At 47.1% G+C, this 16,006-nt stretch carries 14 protein-coding genes; 6 read left to right on the top strand and 8 right to left on the bottom strand.

What is annotated here, in order from left to right; translation table 11 throughout:
• The first annotated feature begins 417 nt into the window (after nucleotides 1-417).
• Nucleotides 418-1,371, top strand: a complete 954-nt coding sequence (locus V5G20_RS14155; RefSeq protein WP_003390386.1) for a ring-cleaving dioxygenase — start codon at nucleotides 418-420, stop codon at nucleotides 1,369-1,371.
• Complete coding sequence (locus V5G20_RS14150; RefSeq protein ID WP_338460981.1) at nucleotides 1,368-1,973, top strand: alpha/beta hydrolase; 606 nt, start codon at nucleotides 1,368-1,370, stop codon at nucleotides 1,971-1,973. Before V5G20_RS14155 ends, V5G20_RS14150 begins: the two co-directional genes overlap by 4 nt.
• Nucleotides 1,974-2,155: 182 nt before the next feature.
• Here V5G20_RS14150 and V5G20_RS14145 read toward each other — a convergent pair whose 3' ends face one another.
• The gene (locus V5G20_RS14145) at nucleotides 2,156-2,551 is read right to left on the bottom strand and encodes an RrF2 family transcriptional regulator (protein ID WP_003390388.1); all 396 of its coding nucleotides are present in this window, start codon (nucleotides 2,549-2,551) and stop codon (nucleotides 2,156-2,158) included.
• Nucleotides 2,552-3,325: 774 nt separating this feature from the next.
• On the opposite strand from V5G20_RS14145, the gene V5G20_RS14140 reads away from it, so the two are divergent.
• Nucleotides 3,326-3,898 carry a hypothetical protein gene (locus V5G20_RS14140; protein WP_338460979.1) on the top strand — a complete coding sequence of 191 codons (573 nt, stop codon included), beginning with the start codon at nucleotides 3,326-3,328 and terminating at the stop codon, nucleotides 3,896-3,898.
• Here V5G20_RS14140 and istB read toward each other — a convergent pair.
• Nucleotides 3,888-4,655, bottom strand: a complete 768-nt coding sequence (gene istB / locus V5G20_RS14135; RefSeq protein WP_008409491.1) for an IS21-like element helper ATPase IstB — start codon at nucleotides 4,653-4,655, stop codon at nucleotides 3,888-3,890. The two genes, V5G20_RS14140 and istB, sit on opposite strands and share 11 nt — an antisense overlap.
• Nucleotides 4,652-5,875 carry an IS21 family transposase gene (gene istA, locus V5G20_RS14130; RefSeq protein ID WP_008409807.1) on the bottom strand — a complete coding sequence of 408 codons (1,224 nt, stop codon included), beginning with the start codon at nucleotides 5,873-5,875 and terminating at the stop codon, nucleotides 4,652-4,654. The genes istB and istA overlap by 4 nt, the downstream gene beginning before the upstream one ends.
• 254 nt (nucleotides 5,876-6,129) lie before the next feature.
• Here istA and V5G20_RS14125 point away from each other — a divergent pair, with 254 nt between their 5' ends.
• Together V5G20_RS14125 and V5G20_RS14120 are read left to right on the top strand one after the other, a co-directional pair.
• Nucleotides 6,130-6,510, top strand: a complete 381-nt coding sequence (locus tag V5G20_RS14125) for a hypothetical protein (RefSeq protein WP_031933607.1) — start codon at nucleotides 6,130-6,132, stop codon at nucleotides 6,508-6,510.
• A 1,747-nt stretch (nucleotides 6,511-8,257) separates the two neighbouring features.
• Nucleotides 8,258-8,872 carry a DedA family protein gene (locus V5G20_RS14120; protein WP_170208399.1) on the top strand — a complete coding sequence of 205 codons (615 nt, stop codon included), beginning with the start codon at nucleotides 8,258-8,260 and terminating at the stop codon, nucleotides 8,870-8,872.
• Between the two features lie 127 nt (nucleotides 8,873-8,999).
• On the opposite strand, the gene deoD is transcribed toward V5G20_RS14120, so the two are convergent.
• From deoD to V5G20_RS14100, 4 genes are all read right to left on the bottom strand, one after another.
• Nucleotides 9,000-9,707: a purine-nucleoside phosphorylase gene (gene deoD / locus V5G20_RS14115; RefSeq protein ID WP_003390400.1), complete on the bottom strand. Its 708-nt coding sequence runs from the start codon at nucleotides 9,705-9,707 to the stop codon at nucleotides 9,000-9,002.
• A 238-nt stretch (nucleotides 9,708-9,945) separates the two neighbouring features.
• Nucleotides 9,946-10,875 carry a GDP-mannose 4,6-dehydratase gene (locus V5G20_RS14110; RefSeq protein WP_122958837.1) on the bottom strand — a complete coding sequence of 310 codons (930 nt, stop codon included), beginning with the start codon at nucleotides 10,873-10,875 and terminating at the stop codon, nucleotides 9,946-9,948.
• Nucleotides 10,875-11,858: an NAD-dependent epimerase/dehydratase family protein gene (locus V5G20_RS14105; RefSeq protein ID WP_003390402.1), complete on the bottom strand. Its 984-nt coding sequence runs from the start codon at nucleotides 11,856-11,858 to the stop codon at nucleotides 10,875-10,877. Before V5G20_RS14105 ends, V5G20_RS14110 begins: the two co-directional genes overlap by 1 nt.
• Nucleotides 11,859-11,872: 14 nt before the next feature.
• Nucleotides 11,873-13,156, bottom strand: a complete 1,284-nt coding sequence (locus tag V5G20_RS14100; protein WP_338460969.1) for a nucleotide sugar dehydrogenase — start codon at nucleotides 13,154-13,156, stop codon at nucleotides 11,873-11,875.
• A 199-nt stretch (nucleotides 13,157-13,355) separates the two neighbouring features.
• On the opposite strand from V5G20_RS14100, the gene V5G20_RS14095 reads away from it, so the two are divergent.
• A complete protein-coding gene (locus V5G20_RS14095; protein ID WP_003390404.1) occupies nucleotides 13,356-14,582 on the top strand; it encodes a glycosyltransferase family 4 protein in 1,227 nt (408 codons plus the stop codon).
• Between the two features lie 843 nt (nucleotides 14,583-15,425).
• Here the strand turns inward: V5G20_RS14095 and V5G20_RS14090 are convergent.
• Nucleotides 15,426-15,983: a hypothetical protein gene (locus tag V5G20_RS14090; protein WP_338460967.1), complete on the bottom strand. Its 558-nt coding sequence runs from the start codon at nucleotides 15,981-15,983 to the stop codon at nucleotides 15,426-15,428.
• Nucleotides 15,984-16,006 lie beyond the last annotated feature (23 nt).

Here is a 16,006-nt window from a genome sequence, read left to right as displayed (position 1 = left end):
TGGAAAAATGGCTATCAGGGGTTGCTCTTGCAATTGAGACCATCCACGATAGCCACTTTTGCTTACTTGCAAATCGGTTTTGGCTCTGGAACCGGTTGAATCTTCGTTTGAAAGCAATTGACTGGGCCATAAGCACTTTTTAGGCCCACAACCTGCTGACAGAACAAAGATTTTCACACAGGTAAAAGTGGATGTAAGATTTGACAAGCAGCCTAATTCGGTTTAAAATAATCTCAAATTAAAAATATATAAAATCAAGATATTTCTCGCTTAGGAAAGAAAACCTGGTTCTTTTCCAAACATGGGCCGATCTTTATAAGCCCAATCATTTTTTAAACAATTATCTCAAAATCGAGATATATGGATGAATGGTGTGAGAAATACTGGTGATGAATTCATCTGAAAGGAGTTTTACCAATGGGCAATCAAACAACAGCAGGTATTCACCATATCACTGCAATCGTGGGAAACCCGCAAGAAAACGTGGATTTTTACGCAGGTATTCTGGGCTTGCGCTTAGTCAAAAAGACGGTAAATTTTGATGATCCCGGAACCTATCATTTGTATTTTGGAAACAAGGGAGGTCATCCGGGAACCATTATGACGTTCTTTCCCTGGCCGGAAGCCTACCCGGGACAGATCGGCACCGGTCAAGTCGGCGTGACGACCTTCGTTGTTCCCGAGAACGCCTTGGATTTCTGGGAAAAACGGCTCTCTGCCTTTCATATTGCTGTCAAAAGAGAACAGCGATTCGGTGAGGATTACCTTCAGTTTACGGATCCTCATGGTCTTTTGCTGGAGATTGTCGCTCGCAAAGAAGGCCCCGAAAGCCAGTGGGAATTCAATGGCATCCGGAAGCAAGAAGCGATCAAGGGGTTTGGGGGCGCGATCCTGTACAGTGCAGCTCCTCAGCAAACCGCGGATTTGCTTGAGCGGGTCATGGGCCTGGAGAAAGTCGGCGAGGAAGGGGATTACGTAAGATTTCGGGCCAAAGGCGATCTTGGCAATGTCATCGATATCAAACTGACAGACATTCCCCAAGGCCAGATGGGGGTAGGTACCGTTCACCACATTGCCTGGCGGGCCAAGGATTTCGAGGAGCATCAAGAATGGCAAAAACATGTAGCGAAGCACGGTTTTTCCCCTACCAAAATTGTGGATCGCCAATATTTCAACGCGATCTATTTCCGTGAAACAGGGGGCTTGCTGTTCGAAATCGCGACGGACCCGCCTGGCTTTGATCGCGACGAGCCGGCCGACATCATGGGAGCACAGCTCATGCTGCCTGAATGGCTCGAGCCAAAACGGGGCATCATCGAAGATCTTCTCATGCCGATTGCCGTGCGGGAAGTGAAGGAGGAACAAGCATGAAGCATATTTTTCAAGAGGGAAAAGATGCAAGCAAGCCGACGCTGCTTTTGTTGCACGGCACAGGAGGCGATGAGACGGACTTATTGCCGGTAGCCGGAATGATTGACGATACCTCCTCGATTTTGGGGGTGCGGGGAAATGTAATGGAGAATGGGATGCCGCGATTTTTTCGAAGAATCGCTGAAGGGATTTTCGATGAACAGGACCTTGTTTTCCGGACGAAGGAGCTGTACGATTTTCTCGATGAAGCTGCGCGCAACTACGGTTTCGACCGCGACCATGTGATTGCCGTGGGGTATTCCAACGGGGCAAACATCGCGGGCAGTCTTCTTTATCACTACGCAGCTGCATTAAAGGGCGCCATTTTATTTCATCCCATGGTTCCTCGGCGCGGAATCGAGTTGCCCGATTTGTCGGGTACTCCGGTCTTTATCGGAGCAGGTACAAACGACCCGATTTGCAAACCGGAAGAGACGAAGGAATTGGCCGAAAGCTTGGAACTCGCTGGTGCCGTTGTCGAGATTCATTGGGAAAGCTTTGGCCACCGCTTGACCCAATCCGAGGTCGAGAAGGCGGCTTTATGGTACACGCAGATGAAATAAACGATGATTGAAAAGGTACACAATCGAAAGCGATCCTAAACCGAACGATAGACAAGGCGGCCATTTTTGGCTGCCTTTTTGTGCAGGACAGCATCTTCCGCGTGTGTAGTGGGAGCGATTATCGGCTGTGTAAGAACCAAATCGCTTTACGCTCTGTCATGGACAAGTAATATGCATCTTTGCTAGCCTTTCAACTGTTTAACCAGGTCAGAAATTTTTTTGTTTTTCAGGGCCTGCTCCATTTGCCGCTCGGCGTCAATTACCACCTGCTGAATCAGGCACTCGCTGCCATGATTAAAGCTGCATTCAAATAGAGAAGATGTTCCTTCGATCGCATGGATAACATCCAGAAAGGAAATCTCGTCTCGGTTGCGTTTGAGTCGGTATCCGCCATTCGCGCCTGATACGGAGGTGATAAGCCCTGCTTTAACCAGTTTGGTCAGCATTTTTGAAAGATAGGTCTGGGAAACACCCAGTTTCTCGGCTAGAATCTGAACACTCACAGGTTTGTCTGGCGTTTCAGCCATGAGATATAACATCGCATGGAGAGCGTAGTCGGTTGCTTGTGAAAATTTCATAAGACACCTCTTATAATGGACTTCACTTATCTATGATAGAGTTTATTTGGGCATAAAGCAAGCCAAGAAGCACTTGTCCATTTACAAGACAGAAGACTATTTTCCTATCGAAGAAATGTACCATTTTGCAACCGCAAAGATCCGTGAAATTGATGAGAACATTGAACGTTTGAACAAGTTTAAAGCCATATTGGAGCTGGTGGAACATAAAACTTATTCTGGTACGACACCATCCAAAAACGAGTGTCCGATCATCAAAACACTTACGAGGACTTTGATCACGACCGTTTAACCGCGATCGTCCACCGACGGCCGATTGAGTATGCCTATTATCTTGCAATGTCTCGAAAAAGCAACAAGACCGAGATAGGGTAGGGCCAGAAAAACTCGAAATGACAAAGGGAAAGCGTTTATGACATAAAAAAGTCGGTTGTCACCAGGCTAAGGGTGCAACCGGCTTTCTTATATGTCAAAAGGAAAGAAGAAGAATGTATCGAATAACAGAGGATGACTAAGCGAGCAAAGACGAGCGGATTCCCGAGGGGAACAGCAGTGCATTCTGATCTGGTTTCGGCATCGGATGGACAAGCTCCGTTTTGATGAAAAGTGGGTGTTTCAGTTAAGGAGAACAAGGTTTTCAACCGGGAAAAAATTAGAGAGCATTTTATTAGAGTGGAAATACAAAAAGAGCCAGCAATTCCAGTATAGTGACCCTCAAACAGGTAAAACGGCAGGAGATACTATAATTTCGATGTTGATTAGGGGATGAAAGAAATGCAGGTACAATTTAAACCAGGCTATGGACTACTAGCGCATAACGAATCGATCGATGGAATTGCTGATATTTTAAAATGCTTTCTTCGCGAAGACGAACAATTATTGTTTTCCTTCTATGAAAGAAATATTGATTTCATTCATGAGTCTGATAAGGATTTTATTCTTAAAAGGCAAATATTTACCAATTCCAATTGGGCATTGCCTTGGGAAGAATCTATTCCCCATTGGGATGGTCCAAATAACACTCCCCCAAAATTAATATGGTTTTACGCCAATGAGAAACAAGACATAAAAAAAGCCATTGGAATCGATTTTCTCTTTCGATGTGTAACACTGAAAAAGGGGAATCGTTTTGAACAATATTCCAACGTTCTCTTTCAAGAAGAATATTATGTAACTGTTGATGAGACAGAGGAGTACGATCATTGTATTGGTTTCACTGAAAAAAAGGACGACTTTCTAACCAAAACATTGCCAATACTAAGAAGTGTCAACGCCGACTTTATTTTGACCCACCATCGCCCGTTTAGAATTGACCCACCCGGCGATTTTTTGTTGGTTAGGTGGTAGAGGGGGAGCCGTAGGCTCCAGTCCTCATCTTCTCACGAAGTCGGTAACTATTCCCCCTAATATTGACGATGTGGGAATGGTGTAAGAGCCGATCCAGGATAGCCGTAGCAAGTATCGGATCGCCCATCAGTTCCCCCCATTCACCGAAACTCTTGTTGCTGGTCAACAGAATACTCCCTCTCTCGTATCTTGCACTTACTACCTGGAAAAAGAGGTTAGCTGCCAAACTGTCAAACGGTAAGTAACCAATTTCGTCAATAATCAGGAGCTTTGGTCGAATATAGATGCGTAGGCGTTTATCCAGCCTGTTTTCCGTGTAAGCTTTTCGCAGATCTTCGATGAGTTGCGAGAGACTGACAAAGTAAACGGATATCCCTTGCGAGATGGCTTCTACAGCCAACGCCACCGCCAGATGACTTTTTCCTACTCCGGGAGGCCCTAAGAACAAGACATTCTCGTGTCGGGTTACAAAAGTCATCGTGGCCAGCTCTCGAATCAACCGTTCGTCAATGCTGGGTTGGAAAGCAAAATCGAACTCCTCCAGCGTTTTTCGGTAAGGCAAGTGTGCGAGTTTGGTGCGTACCTCCATATTCCGTTTTTGACGTTCCGCTATCTCTGCATCTAGAAGCATGTTGAGAAAGGACAGATAGGTGGGCTGTCCATGACTTGCCGCTTCCAAATGGGCATCCAAGAGTAGAGCCGCTTGCTGAAGCCCAAGTTCCTCAAGACGTAGCCGTGCCTGTTCCAGTTCAATCATGCTCCCACCCCCGTCAGCTGCTCATAGACATCCAGCGAACGCACTTCCACTTGCTGCGATGAAATCTGTCGGGCTTGCGGACGTGGATAGGCATATCCTTGAGCAGTCGTAAGACCTGCATACTGGTTTTCACAAAAAACAGTTGCACGGGATCGATAGACCTTTTGGTGTCGAGCAATACATGTGCCGTCGGCCCAGATTTCCACCCACCCATTCACTTCTCGCACGGTACCCTCACGTCCACTGTACCTCCATGGAACCCCATATCGTACACCATCGTAGCTAACAAATCCGTCTCGGCTGACCTGTCTCGGTTCATGCAAGTATTTTTCCCATCGTTCAGCTGAAGGGATAGGCGACAGATTTTCCTCACGGAGTCGGTCGATGGGACGTTCGCCGGTTGTTCCATGAATACGGCGGTTAATCCGCTCGCACCAGTGTAGGGCTTGTTGATTGAGATCCTGTAAATCAACGAAGCGTTTGCCAGGAAGAAAGTTGTTTTTTACGTATTGAACGCCTCGTTCCACTTTTCCCTTTGTTTCGGGGCGTCGAACTTTGCATACTTTTGGAACAAGCCCAATCGCTGCAGCAAAGTCGGCAAAAAGCGGATGCCAGCGAGGTTTTCGATCATCTCCCATGCCCAGTACGACGGTTTTCATCTGGTCGGTCAGCATTACCTTTGGGATGCCCCCAAAATATTCAAAAGCATGAATCAAGCAACGAAGAAAGCTGTGAATGTCACAACGCTTAGTGAACTCTATATAGGTGGAACGAGAGTACCCCAATACCATGACAAATACCGGCACTTTTCGGACTGTACCGTCCAAATCTACGTAATCACACAGTCCCCAGTCGACCTGTGCATATTCACCAGGTTTCGTCTCGTAACGAAGAACAGCGGGAACTTGTTTGGGAGGACGGAAGTCCTTCACATAGTCTTTCAAGATGGTACGTCCCCCGGTATACCCCTTTTCTCGTAGAAGATCGAATAAAACCTCGCAGTTATAGATACCTTCTTGAAGACGTTCCTGCAGGAACGGTTTATACGGATCAAGCTTGGAACCACGAGATTTACGGGTTCCCTTTTCGGGGGAGAATTCACCCCGGAGATATCGGCGAACTGTATTTCGAGAATGCCCCGTTAGACGGGCAATTTCACGAATACTCTTGCCTTCTGCCCTCATGGTATGTAACGATATCACTATCCCACTCCTTAGCATGTGTCTCCCTCCGAAGATTAACTTGGCCGTTAATTACGAAGGGGATATATTCGCTATGGGTGGGTCATTTTCTTTCCGGCGAACCTGGGTCAATTATATCCCGGCGGTGACAAGAAGCAATATTTCTGCAAAAATTGATGTACTACACTCTTAAATCATTGACCTTGAGGGGAATTCCGATTAACGTAATTTAGCGAAGCCGCTTGATTCAATCAAACAGCTTTATATTTGGACCATAATCTAGGAGGATCCCTATGATCCCTTACGAAATTGTTTTTGATGATAAAGCGGATAAGCTGCGAATCCGCTTGCCTGATCACTTATTGTTGGTAGAAGAATTTTTAGAGATCGAGATTCTATCGGACCTCGCGAAGGACGTAATCTTAGACAGGATACAACGAGTGGTATCTGGGAAAGAGGAAGTATCAGATGGTACTGGAAATTTATACAGCTCCGAAATAAGAAAAGATGATACCCGAATCTATAATTCATACGTTGAGGCGCAACTGGAAGCGGGTATTGACACTGGTGAGGAGTTAGAGTCGTTCATAGAGACTAAACATTTTGCCGAACTGCTTACGATTTGGATGGACGCCCTAAACGAGCATAGAAAAAATCGCAACTCAAAGAAGTGATTTTATAAGAGCAAGAAGAGCGTCGACCCGGAACTATGTAGAGTGGGAAATCAGAATGTAGATCGAATAGCAAACACCGAGTAACCGAGTATATGAATTAATACAGATAATATACTTAATAGTCTGAAAGTACTGTTCTTATGAAAATTCAACCATAAAATATAGGGGTTTTTAATAATTTATATTCAGTTCATGAAATTGATATTTCATGAACTGAAAGCGAATGAAAACAAAAATGATAAACTTCCTCTCTATCGGGGGACGAACTTTAAGGATTCGATGCAGCCCCTTTGATCTAGTGGAATTAAGATTGAATTGCGGCTCGATAGAGATGGCAGAATTACGACAGACAGCTACCGGTTTTACAAACCATAAGGGCAGGAGGTTTTTCAATTACGGGTGAGGAATTTGAGTCAACCATCGAAACAAAGTACTTTGCCGAATTAGTTTCAATTTGGGTAAGGGCACGAGAAGAGTATAGACAGCGGCGTGATTCAAGGAAATAATTCCGAACGAACGGGGTCTGTCAACAATTTTGAGTTTTTTGGGTAGACACTTTATTGTCCCGCAGATCGATTAGATTTTTCCTTGCTGCCATTCCCTTGATCTAACTGATGGTACTTAATATGATTATCTACTTAAGAGAATCATCTACCTGGCATAATCGTTGATAATTGGTCGTCCTACGCATAAAAAACAGTCTCCTCCCAAAGCCCAGGACTGACTCCCAAAGTTAAACGTGTAATTACTTTCTGGACCATGGTATTGCTACTTCTTGCTACTCCTTATTTTACATTATCGATACGGACCATTTTGTCATTCTGGTGATATGCAGTTAGGTACAAAAGCTTTAACATACCAATGGAGTAATATTTCCTTCAACAGACATCTGAACCAAGGTCCAATAGGTATATTCAGCTTCGTTTTTATCAGTTTACATAATATATATTATCGGACTCAAAATATTTATGCGAATATACGGCCCTACCGGATAGTCATAACATCAAAATGTATCATTTATTCGTTATAAAGAGTGATCGTTATAAAAACTACTCAAACAGCACACGGTCAAAACTAAATGAGAAAAACACGTGCAATGTCCGTAGCGGCCATGAAGTTCCTTTATCAAATCGAATCTACATGAGACCCGGATTGAACCGATGGCTTTCAGTTTCATACTTGGTTCCATGCTTTAAGGTCACCAATCAGTCCGTAAAAAGCTCTCACTAAAACACAACCGCAGCCATATTCCGGATGATTTTCCTGATCATCTCCCGAGTACCGATTGCATTCAGACGAAAGATCTCATCGTATTATTAAAATAGACATCTTGGAAGTCAGCATTTCCTATAGGCAACAATAAAATCAAAAAATTCGAAAAACAGTATTTACATTTTCTGTAATTTCACTTATACTAAACTTAAAGATAACTAAATTGAATTATTCGGAGGCACATCAGATGAAACTGTTGACCAATCAACCCCAACCAACGGCTGCTCCGGCGCAACGGACATATGAAGATACCTTAAACAACCTGGCGAAGTATCTCCAGCAAAATACAAAAAAATAACCGCTCAAAGAGTGCCCGACCGCTGGCACTCTGTTTCTCCCTGTTCCCCTTCCCTGCCTCCTAAAACCCAACGGTCTAAACTTGCAACAACTTGCTGATAATAACAATTGGCCCTATGCGCTCCGCTCTACAGCCTCATTTCCGCAACCACCTATTCTTTTGATTCGAGGGTTTGCAATGGAACATCACTTGAACTGGTTCATCATACACTTTGGCTATGCCGGAATCTTTCTTGCATTGGCTCTTGGTATCGTCGGATTGCCTATCCCCGATGAAATCCTGTTAACCTATATCGGCTACAACGTCTTTCAAGGAAGCCTGCACTTCCTGCTTTCTCTGCTAAGTGCATGTGCTGGCGCTTCAACCGGCATCACGGTCAGTTACTTTATCGGCAACAAGCTGGGACTCCCTTTTTTAAGGAAAGTAGGGCCCAAATTACATATCACGGATAAAAGGATCGAACGCACAAACGGGTTGTTTCAAACATTCGGCCCTTATTTGCTGCTTGTCGGATACTTCATTCCTGGTGTCAGGCATCTGACAGCCTATATGGCGGGAATGTCGGGCATGGAATTCCGCAGATTTGCCCCATTTGCCTACTGCGGAGCCTTTATCTGGAGCACTACATTTCTCTTGTTGGGCTTTGGACTGGGAGAAAAGTGGTATCTGATCAAGGCGTACATCCATCGCTATGGACTATACGTCTTTTCCCTTTTGGCTCTGATTGTTATAACGGTGTTGGTCATTTCAAAGTGGAAACAGATCAGGCAAACCCGCGATAGAACCGATTGAGCTAAATTGATCGTCGTTCCGCAAAAAACGAAACGCCCGCAGCGAATGCATGCTGCGGGCGTGACAAACGATGATGAGCTGCACTCCGATGATCCGAAAATGTACAGGTCATCAACCGATCGTCAGCTTATTTCTGGGTAGCGGCTTCCAGAGCGACTTCGATCATGGTATTGAACGTTGTTTGGCGCTCATCCGCGGAGGTAGCCTCTCCGGTCAGGATATGGTCGCTCACGGTCAGGATCGAGAGCGCTTTGCGCTTGAATTGAGCAGCAAGCGTATAGAGAGCTGTAGTCTCCATCTCTACTGCCAGGACCTGATAACTCGCCAGTTTTTTGTACAAATCAAGGCTTTCCTGATAGAAAGTATCGCTCGTGAATACACTTCCCACTTTTACCGACAGATCGCGCCCTACCGCCGCCTGATAAGCTTTGTGCAGCAGATCGAAGTCGGCAGTCGGAGCAAAGTCGACCTGGTTGAATCGCAGACGATTCACTTGGGAATCTGTGGAAGAAGACATGGCGATGATAACATCACGTACTTTGATGTCTTCTTGAATGGCACCGCAAGTGCCGACGCGGATCAAGTTTTGTACGCCATACGACTCCATCAGTTCATGAATGTAAATGGAGATGGACGGCACACCCATGCCTGTCCCCTGCACAGATACGCGTTGTCCTTTGTACGTACCGGTAAAACCGAGCATGTTGCGTACAGTATTATAGCAGACCGCATCTTCCAGGAAGTTTTCAGCTATGTATTTGGCTCGCAGGGGATCGCCCGGCAACAAAATGGTTTCTGCAATGTCGTTTGGTTTCGCTCCAATGTGGACGCTCATGTAATCTGCCCCTTTTCTATGTACATATTTTCCTTCTAGGTTATCGTACTATAAACGGAAGGAAAAGAGAAATGAAAAACAGAGCTGCGGACCTCAGTTTCATCCCATGAAATGACAAAGCCAAGCTCTGTTTTTGCTTTTTCCAATCCGGCAAAGACAGTCTTGCCGTTATCTCCTTTGCCGATTTTCCATGAACCTCCATCGTGGCAGCATGGAAAATTGACTGGCGTGTACCGCTTTATTTTCCTATTTCCTTTTCATTGGCAAAGAACGCGACCGTTTCCTCGAGTCCCTGCCGAAGCGTCGTTACAGGCTTCCAGTTCAGAGCTTCTCTTGCCTTTTCGTTGTCCAGGCAGCTGTGGCGGATGTCGCCAGACCTCTCTGCCTGATAGTCGATCTTGCCTCGTTTGCCCGTGGCGATCTGCAGTAGCTCGCAAAGCCTCTGAACCGTTGTCGTTACGCCTGTACTGATGTTGCAAATAGTCCCGGAGCCAGACGACAACGCCTGTACATTGGCCATTGCCACATCTTTGACGTAGACAAAATCACGAGTTTGCTTTCCATCTCCAAATATAACCGGTGTTTTGCCTGCCAGTAGCTGCTGTGTAAAAATCGAAACGACGCCTCCCTCCCCCTTTACGCCTTGGCGAGGACCGTAGACGTTGGAATAGCGGAGTACGCTTACGTCGATCGCGTGAAACCGGGAGTACCAGTGAAGATACCACTCGCTAAGCCATTTGGATGCGCCATAAAGGGAGATTGGCTGAATCGGATGTGTCTCCTTTATCTTTTCCTCCTGTGTCTCCCCGTAGACAGCGCAGGAAGAAGCAAACACGATCTTTTCCGCACCGCACTTGACGGCCGCATCCACGACATTCAGGGTCCCCATGACGTTGACAGTACCGTCTGAGAGCGGTTCTGACATAGACTTCGCGACGTCTACCTGTGCAGCCTGATGAATCACTGCTTCCGGACGAACAGACCGGAAAAGATCGACGAGGTCATGTTCGCGGATATCCTTCTCGACCAACAGTACATCACGGGAAAGACGGGAGCGGTCCCCTGTAGAGAGGTTATCCACTACCGTCACGTCATGCCCGCGCTCTACTAGCAATTCGACGATATGCGAGCCAATAAATCCCGCTCCGCCCGTCACTAATACCCGCATCAGGAGTCACTTCCTGTTACCTGCAGATGCTCCCGGTACCAGTCGATGGTAAGCTTCAGTCCCTCCGTCAAAGAAACCTGCGGACTGTAGTTCAATACCTCTTTGGCACGCTGCAGATCCGGCTGTCGTCTTTGCATGTCTTCATATCCGGGACCGTACGCTTCTTCATAGGAGAGGGTGATGATCGGCGAAGTCGAGTTGGCGAGCTGAACAACCAATTTGGCCGTTTCCATAATCGTCATCGGTTGATCATTGCCAATATTGATAACGCGTCCATTGGCATGTGGCTGCAATGCCTGGAAGGTTCCTTCGACAGTATCCTGGATAAAGGTAAAGCAGCGGGTCTGTTCCCCTGTCCCATAGACGTAGAGCGGTTCCCCCTTGATAGCGGCAGTAACGAATCGCGGAATCACACCGCCGTATGCAGAAGACGTCGCCCTCGGCCCGTACGTGTTGAAATACCGCAGAATCGTGACGGGCAAGCCCAGTGACGCGTAAGCCAAACAAAGATGCTCATCCAAAGCCTTGGCTGTTGAATAGCACCAGCGATGCGTAGCTGTGGAACCGAGTATCCGATCATCGTCTTCGCGGAAGGGAACCGCCGCATTCTTGCCATACACCTCGGACGTGGAGGCGAAGATCACTTTTTTTCGATCCGGGAACGCTGCCTCCAAAACGAGCTTGGTTCCATCAATATTTCCCTCGATCACCTTCAAAGGATTCTCGACAGTATTTTTTACACCTAATACCGCTGCCAGATGATAAACGGCATCCACTTTTTTCATCAACTCTTGCAACAGGTCCCGGTCCAGTACACTGCCCTGTACAAAGTGCATGTGCGGATGTGCTTGTAAGGGAGTCACAAAGGCTCGCTTGCCGGTCGACAGGTCATCCAGCGCCCACACTTCGTGCTGCTCGCGTAATAAGCGCTCTACTAAATGGGAGCCAATGAAGCCGGCTCCCCCCGTCACCAGAATTTTCACGCTGAATCTCCTCCCTAGAGTAAAATGAGATTATCTTGCTGTTCGGTAAAGACTCTTCGGGTATCAAAGAGCAGTCTAGCGTGTTTCCCGATCATCTCGTAAGGCAGCCCTGTATGATCGGTCAGCAGTACGACACAATCAAAGGCTGACAGACTTTCCGGGGAGAGCTCCACACTCTTCGCTTCTCTTCCGTTGACCTTCACTTGGGGCACCAGCGGATCATGGTAGCAGACACTCAGCTCCATACTGTCCAATTTTTCATAGATGGCCAGTGCAGGCGATTCACGTGTATCGTTGACGTCCTTTTTGTAGGTCAAGCCAAGAAGCAGAATTCGCTGCTGCTTCACGGGTTTTTTGTTTCCCATGGCCTTGATGATCCTGCTGATGATGTAGTCTGGCATCTGGTCATTGATCACTTTTGAGAGGTGGATAAAACGTGTTTCCATGTCGTACTGCTTTGCTTTCCACTGCAGATAGAGCGGATCGACCGGGATGCAGTGTCCGCCGATGCCAGGACCGGGATAGTAAGCAGTAAAACCGTAGGGCTTCGTTTTTGCTGCCTCTATCACCTCCCACACGTCTATCCCCATTTCAGCGCAGATCATTGCGAACTCATTCATGAAGGAGATATTTACGAACCGTTGGCAGTTCTCCAGAAGCTTCGTCATTTCTGCTGCTTTCGGTGTGGTGACAGATATGAGATGACGAAAAGCGAGACCGTACACCTCTTTCACCTTTTGCAGGCAGTTTGGCGATATCCCGCTGATTACCTTTGGTATATCTTCTAATGAATACTGTTTGTTTCCAGGATCAATCCGCTCCGGCGAATAACCGAGATAGAAGTCTTTCCCTACCTGCAACCCGCTCCGAGAAAATATCGGCAGCAGTACTTCTTCTGTCGTTCCGGGAAATGTGGAGCTTTCTAGCACGACCAAGTGTCCATCATGCAAATGCGGAACTAGTGAGTTGGCTGCGGCCTGAACATAGCTGAGATCTGGATACGAATGATCGCGCAGCGGTGTAGGCACACACAGGATGATAGCCTCGGCGGAACGGATTTTCGAGAAATCATCGGTCGCTGAAAAACAACCTGTGTCAAACAATGCGGCAACCTCACGATCATGTATGTCGGTCAAATAGCTTTTTCCTGAATGGAGCATTTCTATTTTTTCTGTGTCTACGTCTATTCCGATGACAGACACCCGTTTGGAAGCAAACAGCATGGCAAGAGGTAACCCGACATACCCCAACCCGATAATGGCTACGACAGGTGTCGTATTTTCTTTGTCCACGGTCAACCAGGTTTCCTCCCTTCGTATACGGCTATCTTAGGTTATGTGAACGACTATACTTTCGATATGGTCGGATATACTATCTTTTGAAAGAGTAGTGGAATATCACGAAAAAATAGTTGAACATCCTCTTCCGCTTAGCCGTGGCTTGACATATATCATAGTGAGCCGGTATGCGATGATACAGAAAAGGAGAGATTCATAGGTGCGTATCCTCATCGCAACGTACTGGTATCTGCCGCACGTCGGAGGAGTCAATACCTACGTCAATGTGCTCCGAAAAGAACTGATGGCGGCAGGTCACCAGGTCGATGTACTCGCCCACCACCCGGATATGCAGAAATACTACATTGTCCACTCAGGGCGGTACTTGACGAAAGCAAAAATCAAGCAGGTCGTGTACGACAATGTACTGAAGTACTTCGAAACGTCTCAGCCGTACGTAGATGATTGGATCCGCTGGCGGGAGATTGAACGGTACTCTTTTGAATTGGCAGCCATTTCATTCAACTTGAAGCAGTACGATCTGATCCATACGCAGGACATTATCTCGACACGTGCGTTATCGAGGGTAAAACCACCGAATGTTCCTCTGGTTGCCACAATTCACGGTCTTTTGGCTACCGAACATATGCTCTCAGGGGACGTGACCAGCAAACAATCGCTTCCGTGGAAGTATGTCTGCAAGGAAGAGTACTATGGAGCGACCTCCGCCACCAAAACCATGGTTCCGACTTCCTGGCTAAAGCGGAAGCTGAGCGAGCCGGACTATGGTGTACCTCCTAAACTCCTGCACACCGTTCCCTACGGCATGGACATCCAGCAATTTTTGAGAAAATACAACGCTCCCCCGTCCTCCTATGTTCCGATGGTTGAGAGTGGAAAAACCGTCTTGATCTGCCCCGCCAGACTCGTCCCTGTCAAAGGACACAGATATCTATTGGAAGCCATTTATAGGCTGAAACAAAAAAGAAATGACTTCGTCTGCTGGCTGATCGGCAACGGACCCCTGTACAGTGAAATGGTGTCTCTTGCAAGCTCCCTGGGCATAACCGACGTGGTCCATTTCTTCGGGGATCGTGACGATGTTCCTCAGCTTCTTAGGCAAAGTGACATATTGGTTCTTCCCTCTGTACAGGACAACCACCCATTTTCCATCATGGAGGCACAGGTAGCTGGAAAGCTCGTCGTAGCTTCGAATGCAGGCGGTATCCCGGAAATGGTCTCCCATAAAAAGACCGGCTTTATCTTCGCCTCGAGCAATAGCGATGACCTCGCTTCCAAGCTCAACTATGTCCTCTCGCATCCCACTCTTGCAAAGCAAGTGGCAGTTCAAGGACATCGATGGGGATTGCACCGCTGGTCTCTGTCTACTCTCTTGAAAAATACGATGGGGATTTATTTGTCAGCACTAGAGAAGGTGAGGAAGTAAGATATGGCCATAAAAAAGCTTAGGAGCTCATCTCGACCCGTCAGCCGAAAACGGAAAGCCCCCCTGGTTTATCGCGGCGCTGCAGTGAGAGGTCCGTCCACAAAAATGAACAGGGGAAGGCGCCCGCAAACGATAGCAAGATCGGTTCATAGGTCCACCCCCAGCAAAAATGATAAAGTGTATGCAGCATACCGGCAGATTCTACTAAAAAGAGGCATTCCGATATCCATGCAGCAAGCAAAGAATGTCCCGTACCGTTTGGCACTGTCCACCGTCCAGAAAGCCATGCGGGAACGAAAACCGTCTATTTCCGGTTCAGCCGCCAAAACAAGGCAACGTCCACTTCGCCGTGCAGGAAATAAACAAGCAGGGCTCATGAGAGGTCCCCGCAGGTCGAACCGTATCATGACCAAAACACGAAAGCGTCGAACCGCATGGACAAGGCGAACACTTGCTTTTCCAGCACCCCCAACCGTTCCGGAGGTGACCCCCATCCCAACTGCGCCAATCCTTCCTGCCATCGAAGCGGATGTTATAAACGCACCTGCACCTCTATCGGAAGAAATTCACTCCCAAAGTGTCGATACACAGCGAATCGAGTCTATTTTCTATCAAAACCGGGAGCAATTGTTCGACCCTGGCTTATGGTCCATGGTAGTAAGTGATCTGCCGTCTGACTATCAGATACCTGACCCAGCATTCACAAGCAGTCTGAGCCAGGCTCACAAACAATTAAACGGGTAAGCCAAGTCTGACGGCAACGATAACGAACAACTGGCAGCCAGTTGTAAACAGAACAAAAACCGTTGTCATCTTAAAGGATGGCAACGGTTTTCTATGTTCCTAGACATCGTTTGGAAGAACGAAGTGATTCGAAGCAAGCTTTGCCGTTCTTCCTATATGTCCAAAGATGTGTCTCCTTCTTAGCTGATCGAAAAAAAACACTCTCTCTGATTTCATGGACTGCAAAAAGGAAAGAGCTTCCATATGATCGCCCAAAATCAGATCCTTCACCAGATTGTTCGTCTTCTGATTGATGATTCTCTTCCGATTCGTCCGCAAGACATCCACACTAGCTGATTGTACGACCCGCATTCCCTGCAAAATCGCCTTTGCTTGGGCCAAAGGGGGAACCATCAGGCTGTCATACCCAAGCCAGGCCGCCACAGATCGTTTCATCGCATGAGGCACTGCCGTCATCGAGGAAAAACCGAGATCAGGGCGCAGCAGCAGGCGATTCAAATATGATTTGGCCATGCTCACAGCGTCAATTCTTGCCGTATTATTAAAAAATCGGTTTACGTTATTCAGCGATATATCCGCTCCGAGGTAGCAAGCTTTGACAAATCTTTGGAGACGTTCAGCTGGAATCACGATATCTCCATCAAGAAACAACAGCACGTCTCCGCTTGCTTCCTTGGCCC

The organism is Brevibacillus borstelensis (assembly GCF_036700025.1).
Lineage (GTDB): Bacteria > Bacillota > Bacilli > Brevibacillales > Brevibacillaceae > Brevibacillus > Brevibacillus borstelensis.
Note: the sequence above shows the minus strand (reverse complement) of the source record. Positions and strands in the feature narration are given on the sequence as shown.

Excerpts from the sequence above, each read along its gene's own strand:
- V5G20_RS14110 (WP_122958837.1), bottom strand. The coding sequence starts at position 10,875 with ATGCGGGTATTAGTGACGGGCGGAGCGGGATTTATTGGCTCGCATATC.
- V5G20_RS14140 (WP_338460979.1), top strand. The coding sequence starts at position 3,326 with ATGCAGGTACAATTTAAACCAGGCTATGGACTACTAGCGCATAACGAA.
- istA (WP_008409807.1), bottom strand. The coding sequence starts at position 5,875 with ATGCTAAGGAGTGGGATAGTGATATCGTTACATACCATGAGGGCAGAA.
- V5G20_RS14120 (WP_170208399.1), top strand. The coding sequence starts at position 8,258 with ATGGAACATCACTTGAACTGGTTCATCATACACTTTGGCTATGCCGGA.
- V5G20_RS14150 (WP_338460981.1), top strand. The coding sequence starts at position 1,368 with ATGAAGCATATTTTTCAAGAGGGAAAAGATGCAAGCAAGCCGACGCTG.
- istB (WP_008409491.1), bottom strand. The coding sequence starts at position 4,655 with ATGATTGAACTGGAACAGGCACGGCTACGTCTTGAGGAACTTGGGCTT.
- V5G20_RS14125 (WP_031933607.1), top strand. The coding sequence starts at position 6,130 with ATGATCCCTTACGAAATTGTTTTTGATGATAAAGCGGATAAGCTGCGA.
- V5G20_RS14155 (WP_003390386.1), top strand. The coding sequence starts at position 418 with ATGGGCAATCAAACAACAGCAGGTATTCACCATATCACTGCAATCGTG.
- V5G20_RS14145 (WP_003390388.1), bottom strand. The coding sequence starts at position 2,551 with ATGAAATTTTCACAAGCAACCGACTACGCTCTCCATGCGATGTTATAT.
- deoD (WP_003390400.1), bottom strand. The coding sequence starts at position 9,707 with ATGAGCGTCCACATTGGAGCGAAACCAAACGACATTGCAGAAACCATT.